The sequence below is a fragment of the uncultured Campylobacter sp. genome, from assembly GCF_938045535.1.
Lineage (GTDB): Bacteria > Campylobacterota > Campylobacteria > Campylobacterales > Campylobacteraceae > Campylobacter_B.
Map to the genome: position 1 here is coordinate 1 of NZ_CALIMQ010000062.1, position 1,023 is coordinate 1,023.

The 1,023-nt window shown below is 48.8% G+C and carries 1 protein-coding gene; it reads right to left on the reverse strand.

The window, feature by feature from the left end:
• Positions 1–154 precede the first annotated feature (154 nt).
• Complete coding sequence (locus Q0095_RS02240; protein ID WP_297880961.1) at positions 155–652, reverse strand: hypothetical protein; 498 nt, start codon at positions 650–652, stop codon at positions 155–157.
• Between the last annotated feature and the right edge of the window lie 371 nt (positions 653–1,023).

Consider the following 1,023-nt stretch of genomic DNA (forward strand, 5'->3'; position numbering starts at 1 on the left):
CTTAAAATTTTAAAATTTCAAGGGCGCAAATTTACAAAACTAGCACCCTTTAAAATTTCATAGATTGCCTTAAATTTCGCGAATTCGCCGCTCTTAAATTTAAACGTCGCGGTGAAATTTTAAAATTTCACCGCAAGCTTTGGGCGGGTTTAATTTAACATCCCGAGTTCGGCTGCACCCGCGTTTCGCTGCCCGTGTGGATCAGCAGAGCCTTGCCGCGTCTAAATCTGCACGGCGGATCGGCTTGCACGGATGAGTATTCCTTGCCGTTTAGCTTGTAGATGATGTTGGAGCCTTGCACCGTTTTTTGGGAGTTTTGGATCGCATCTCCGGCGACCGCGCCCACTACCGCGCCGCCTACTAGCCCCACGGTCTCAGCTAAGCGCCTGCTGCTGCTATGTTTGCCGAGCTTATGCCCGATGATGGCGCCCGTAGTTCCGCCCGCGACGCCACCTAAAATTTTACCCGTATTGCCCTCGGAGCGCTCTACGTTGATTTTAGCGGGTAGGACATCGACGATCTCGATCCGATCGCTTTGCCTCATGCGGTTCGTTTCGCTCGCGTCATAAACATCTCCGCCGTATCGATCCTGCGGGGTCGCGCAGCCGCAAAGTGCTATCGCGGTGATCAAACATAATGTAAAATTTCGCATATCCTCTCCTTGTAATGAGCTTGGCGACATTATACTGCGGTTTTTTATACGAGCGGTTAAATAGCAGTTTTAAAATTTTACCGGCTCACTGCCGCTTGAAATTGGCTAGATGTGAGACATCACGCCATATCCGAGCGCCTTATAAAAATTTTTCTTTCATTCAAAATTTATCTTATTTTGTTAGAATCATTCTTATTTTTAAGGAGAAAAAATGAAAAAACTATTAGTTTACGCCACCAAAGGCGGCGACACGAAAGTCGTGAGCGAATACATCGCTTCAAAGCTCGGATTTGAGATCAAGGAGGCCCAAACCGCGCGCGGCGAGGAGTCCCGCAAGCGAGCGGCCCTCTACGACTGGGACGAGGTGGCCT